This window comes from Actinophytocola sp., from assembly GCF_045807065.1.
In the GTDB taxonomy this organism is placed as follows: Bacteria; Actinomycetota; Actinomycetes; order Mycobacteriales; family Pseudonocardiaceae; genus Actinophytocola.
Window position 1 is genome coordinate 1 of record NZ_JBJMIE010000165.1, and the last position, 5,766, is coordinate 5,766.

Annotated in this window: 5 protein-coding genes and 1 pseudogene; 5 read left to right on the forward strand and 1 reads right to left on the reverse strand. The window is 64.3% G+C overall.

The window, feature by feature from the left end:
* Positions 1-380: 380 nt before the first annotated feature.
* From tnpC to ACJ73U_RS09625, 5 genes and pseudogenes are all read left to right on the forward strand, one after another.
* Positions 381-1,835, forward strand: coding sequence for an IS66 family transposase (gene tnpC / locus ACJ73U_RS09605; protein ID WP_407777201.1), 1,455 nt, complete (start codon positions 381-383; stop codon positions 1,833-1,835).
* A 371-nt stretch (positions 1,836-2,206) separates the two neighbouring features.
* Positions 2,207-2,497, forward strand: coding sequence for a transposase (locus ACJ73U_RS09610; protein WP_407777202.1), 291 nt, complete (start codon positions 2,207-2,209; stop codon positions 2,495-2,497).
* On the forward strand, positions 2,494-3,243 hold the full coding sequence (locus ACJ73U_RS09615; RefSeq protein WP_407777203.1) for an IS3 family transposase: 750 nt from the start codon (positions 2,494-2,496) through the stop codon (positions 3,241-3,243). Before ACJ73U_RS09610 ends, ACJ73U_RS09615 begins: the two co-directional genes overlap by 4 nt.
* Positions 3,176-4,553: pseudogene (locus ACJ73U_RS09620) on the forward strand (IS30 family transposase). Before ACJ73U_RS09615 ends, ACJ73U_RS09620 begins: the two are co-directional and overlap by 68 nt.
* A gap of 64 nt (positions 4,554-4,617) precedes the next feature.
* A complete protein-coding gene (locus ACJ73U_RS09625; protein WP_407777204.1) occupies positions 4,618-4,821 on the forward strand; it encodes an integrase core domain-containing protein in 204 nt (67 codons plus the stop codon).
* Here ACJ73U_RS09625 and ACJ73U_RS09630 read toward each other — a convergent pair.
* Positions 4,758-5,417, reverse strand: coding sequence for a transposase (locus ACJ73U_RS09630; RefSeq protein WP_407777205.1), 660 nt, complete (start codon positions 5,415-5,417; stop codon positions 4,758-4,760). The two genes, ACJ73U_RS09625 and ACJ73U_RS09630, sit on opposite strands and share 64 nt — an antisense overlap.
* Positions 5,418-5,766: the final 349 nt, after the last annotated feature.

Here is a 5,766-nt window from a genome sequence, read left to right on the forward strand (position 1 = left end):
GCGCCACAACCTCCACACGCTACGCACTACCAAATCCTAGGCAGCGCAGGAACACGGCGAACACCCGAAACACCCGATCGGCTCCTCGGGTCCGGTCGTGTGCTGAGCAGGGCCGGCGTCGCAGGTCAGTCATCGGTCGTCAACACATGGAGAAAAGTCAGGTGCATGTTCGGCACAATTGCGGCAGTCGGCAGTACAGGCGGCACTGGGTAAAGCGTTGCTCCTGACGCAGGGTCAATCTGAGTGGAGCTCATGCTGGTCCTGTTCAGCGATTTCACCGCGGGCTGCGGTGACGTGCCACTCGGCGCGGGCGAGAAGCTCGTCGAAGGGTAACTGGTCAGGTGCCTGTCGGCGTGGTGTGTTGATCTTTCGATTGGTTCGTGGATCATGTTGTGGTGTCTGGGGATCGACGTCCGTCCTATGAAGAGCTTGCTGCGGAGAACGTGGCGCTTCGAGGGATGGTGTCGGAGCTGCGTGCGGTGGTGGAGGCGCTGCAGGCTGAGGTCGCTGATCTGAAGCGGCAGGTGGGTCAGAACAGTCGGAATTCGTCGAAGCCGCCGTCGTCGGACTCGCCGTTCGCCAAGCCGGCGCCGAAGTCGTTGCGGCGTAAGAGCGGCCGTAAGCCGGGTGGGCAGCCGGGGCATCCCGGGTCAACGTTGGCGCTGGTCGCTGATCCGAACGAGCGGGAGCGGCACGAACCCGGTCCGTGCACTGGCTGCGGCGCAGATCTGGCCGACGCGCCGGAGGTGGGGATGGAACGGCGGCAGGTGTTTGACCTGCCGCCGGTGACGGTGCGGGTGACCGAGCATCAGCTCATCGCGCGCCGCTGTCGTTGTGGGACCACCACCTGTGGCGCCGCGCCGGAAGGTGTGACCGCGCCGGTGCAGTACGGGCCGCGGATCACTGCGATCGTCCTCTATCTCTACGTCGGGCAGTTCCTGTCCAAGAAGCGGACCGCGCAGGCGCTGGCCGAGTTGTTCGGCATCCCAGTCTCCGGCGCCACCGTGACGACGATGACGAAGCGGGCCGCCGCTGGGCTGGACGAGTTCCTCGATGTCGTGCGTGATCGGATCGCGGAGGCTGAGGTGGCCGGGTTCGACGAGACCGGCCTGCGGGTAGCCGGGGACCTGCACTGGGTGCACTGCGCCCGCACCGACCGCTACACCCTGATCACCTGCCATCGTGGGCGCGGCCAGGACGGCATGGACCACGCCGGTGTCCTCACCCGCTTCCACGGGGTGGCGGTGCATGACGCGTGGGCGCCCTATGACACCTACGTCAACGCCGACCACCAGCTGTGTTGCGCGCATGCCCTGCGTGAGCTTCAAGCCGTCACCGACGCCGCCGATCCGCAGGCGGACTGGTGCTGGGCCACACAGGCCGCCGACGCGCTCGTCGCGATGCACAAGGTCATCGCCGACGCGATCGCCACCGGCGACACCACATTCAACGCCGCGACACAGCGCGTCCTCGATCAGCAGATCGTGTTCTACCACTCGGCCGTGCAGATCGGCGTCAACCAGACCGCCGCACGCACCACCAAGACCATGCAGAAGCACAACGCGCTCGCCCACCGACTGCTCGACCGCCGAGACGACTACCTCCGCTTCACCCAGGACTGGCGAATACCCGCTGACAACAACGGATCCGAACGCGATATCCGCATGATCAAACTCCGGCAGAAGGTGTCCGGCTGCCTCCGAACCCTCACCGGAGCCCGACAATTCTGCGCCATCCGCAGCTACCTCTCCACAGCCGCAAAACACGGCAAACACTTCTTCGAAGTCCTCGTCATGCTCACCGCAGGCCACCCCTGGACGCCCGCAACCAGCTAAACCCTCACACAGCAACCTGACCAGTTACCCATTCGCCAGCCATCCACGCACATCTGGTTTGTTCAGGAACGACTCGACATGGTGCGACTCGCTTACCATGGCCATCACTCATCCGCTCTGGAGCGGATCACCTGATGATTCACAACCCCTTCACACCATACGTTACCCAACCAGCACGTGGGCTTTACCAAAGCGGACATCGTTACCTAAACCAAGATCAGATGCCCTCTAGGGCCGCGTCGGCACCTCCCACCGCCTTCAGATCCGCCATCGTCGCACGATGCGCGTTCGCCTGTTCAGAACTGAAGGGGTCAATTCATCGTGGGCTTCCCCCCAGATCGTGGAGGCATGGACTATGAGGATCATGTGTCATGTCCGAGAAGAGGCGGAAGTTCGACCGGGAGTTCCGTGAGGGAGCTGTTCGGATTGTCCGCGAGACGAACAAACCGATCGCTCAGGTAGCTGCTGATCTGGGGATTCATGCCGGGGCGTTGGCGAACTGGGTCAAGCAGGACAAGATCAACCGTGGCGAGAGCGAAGGCTTGAGCGGTGACGGGCGGGCCGAGCTGGCCCGGTTGCGGGCCGAGAACGCCGAGCTGAGGATGGAACGGGATGTCCTCAAGCGATCGGTGGTCCTGTGGGTGAAGGAGGCGACGCGGTGAGCCTGGCCGCGTTCATCGCCGACCAGAGGACCAGCCACGGTGTGCCGCACGCCGTGGCGTGCCGGGCTCTGGCGGTGTCGGAGTCCTGGTTCTACAAGTGGCACCGCCGTCAACGCCAACCCTCGCCGAGCGAGCAGCGGCGCGTCGAGCTGGATGCGGCGGTCGCGGCGGCATTCGAGGCTGCGCATGTCTTGCACGGTTCACCGCGAATACTCGTCGATTTACGCGCTGCTGGCTGGACGGTGAGTGAGAAGACGGTGGCGAAGTCGATGGCTCGCCAGGGCATGGTCGCCAGGCCAAAGAAGCGGCGGAAGAACTTGACCCGGCCGGATAAACGGGCGGTGCCGTTCCCGGATCTGGTGAACCGGGACTTCACCGCGCCGGCGCCGAACATGACCTGGGTCGGCGACATGACAGAAATCCCCACCGATGAGGGCAAGCTCTATCTTTCGACGGCGATCGACCTGTTCTCCCGCCGGCTGCTCGGCTACGCCACCAGCCGCCATCCGGATGCCGAACTCGCTGGTGAGACCATCAAGATGGCTGTCGCCGCCCGTGGCGGGAAGCACCGGGTGGCCGGGGTGATCTTTCATTCCGATCGCGGTTCGACCGGTGGATTCAACTGGTCGTCGCAACACCTCGATCGTGGAGGTGTTGATGGGCAGGCCAGCGGGGTGGATGACGGCGTTGACCGGTCGTTCGCCGATGAAGTCGCCGGGGGCGCCGGCGCTTCGGCGGGAAGTTGAGCGTGAGTTCTGGCGTGCGATCGCCAAGGGTGCTACTGCCGAGGAGGCCGGGATCGCGGTCGGCGTGTCGCAGGCGGCTGGGGCCCGTTGGTTCCGACACGGTGGTGGCATGCCCTCGGTTGATGTTGCTCCGTTGTCTGGTCGGTATCTGTCGTTTCGCGAGCGGGAGGAGATCGCTATCCTCAACGCGCAAGGTGTTGGGGTCAGGGAGATCGCCAAGCGCGTGGGTCGTGATCCGTCGACGATCTCGCGGGAGTTGCGCCGTAACGCGGCGACCCGTGGCGGGAAGCTGGACTATCGTGCTTCGGTTGCGCAGTGGAAGGCAGACCTGGTGGCGCGCCGTCCCAAGACGGCCAAACTCGTCGAGAACGAGCGGCTCCGCGACTATGTCCAGGACCGACTCGCTGGGGTGATCCGTGCTCCGGGTAGGAGGTTCGTACGTGGTCCGATCACACCGGAATGGAAAGGACGGAACAAGCCACATCGGGCGGACCGACGGTGGGTCACGGCGTGGAGTCCGGAGCAGATCGCCCGCCGGCTGCCTATTGAGTTCCCCGATGATGAGTCCATGCGGATTTCCCACGAGGCGATCTATCAGTCCCTCTACATTCAGGGCCGTGGTGCGTTGAAACGGGAGTTGGTCGCCTGTTTACGGACTGGTCGCGCGTTGCGGGTGCCGCGGTCGCGGACTCGGCGCCACTCTGGCGGGCACGTCACGCCGGAGGTGATGATCAGTGAGCGGCCCGCTGAGGCGGATGACCGGGCGGTTCCGGGACATTGGGAGGGTGACCTGATCATTGGGGCCGACCGGTCGGCGATCGGCACGCTCGTGGAACGCACAACGCGATACACGATGCTGCTGCACCTGCCCCGGATGGAAGGCTACGGCGTGCAGCCGCGGGTGAAGAACGGGCCGGCGTTGGCCGGCCGCGGTGCTGAGGCGGTGCGGGACGCGATCGCCGCGACCATAACCACGCTGCCCGAACAGCTACGCCTAACACTGACATGGGATCGCGGCAAAGAACTGGCTCAACACGCCCAATTGACGATCGACACCGGCATACAGGTTTTCTTCGCCGATCCGCACAGTCCCTGGCAACGCGGCACCAACGAAAACACCAACGGCCTGCTGCGGCAGTACTTTCCCAAAGGAACCGACCTCTCCCGCTGGAACCGCACCGACCTCGCCGCCGTCGCCATCACACTCAACAACCGTCCACGCAAGACGCTCGACTGGAACACACCGGCCGAAGCATTGAACAAGCTGCTACTATCACTGCAATAAAGTCGGTGTTGCGACCACCAGTTGAATCCGGGACCTATACCGCACACGATTTCACCGTGCTCTGTGACAAGCTCGACATCCGGCAATCGATGGGCCGGATCGGGTCGTGTTTCGACAACGCCGCGGCCGAGTCGTTCTTCTCCACACTGGAACACGAAGTGCTCTCTCGTCATCATTTCAAGACCAGGAAAGAAGCAAAACAGACTATTGTGAAATGGGTTGTCGACTTCTATAATCGACGGCGTCGCCACAGTTCCTGTGGGATGCAGTCCCCGAACCGGGTCACGTCGTAGCCGGCATCGGCCACGATCAGGATGGGCGGATCGCCCTGCCGCCAGTGGCCGGCGTCGATGATCCGGTCCACGACTTCGCGTAGTTGGGTGGCGGTGACCGCGGTGGCGTCGTCGGCGGGTCGGAGCCGGACCGCGTCCAGCAGTGCTGTCCATGAGGTGCGCCCGGTCTCCAACGCGGCGACGAACGAGTAGGGCCAGCCGGGGATCATCTGGGCTTGGCCCTTGCCGCGAGCGTAGGTGTGGCAGAACAGCCGCTGCGGGCTGCACGCGGCGTCCGGACGCAGCCAGTGCGACACGTCCACGGCCAGCGCGATCCGCCCGTTCGCGGCACGCGGCAACGGCAAACCGGCCAGAGTGATGCGTAATCGGTCGACCTCGATCCGGCCGTGGTTGACCGCGTCGTAGCCGGCGCCGTGCCCACGCCGATGCTCAGGGACGAGCGACAGCTCGGCCAGGCTGATCACCGGTCCCTCGGCACACAACACCGCATCGGCCAACTCGAACAACGCGTCCGCCCGACTGGTCAGACACTCGTAGAACCGCTCACGGAACCCAGACAGCTCCCCGACTGCACCGGCTCGACCGGTGTCGTGCACACTGATCAACTGAAGCCCTTGGTAGTGATCTTCCTCTGTCGCAAGAAGAATGATCAACCAAGGGCTTCACCCATGATCAACCGGGGTCACGCACCCGTGCTGCCAGGGTCGGGTGGCCCAGGGGGATCTCACCCCTGGGCTCCCACGGAACGGAGCGTGACAGTCTCCCGTCACTCCGCTCTTCTCATCCTCCCCAGCTGAACTCGCGCTCCCAGGCCCAGTGCTTGAACAGTCCGGGCTCTCGATCGAGGAGTCCGGTCCACCATGCCCTGCGGCGTTTGAAGGAGCGCAGCCTCTTGTATTTCTTGCGTGCCCAGCGCACCAGGTAGGTGTTGATGCGTCGGAGGAA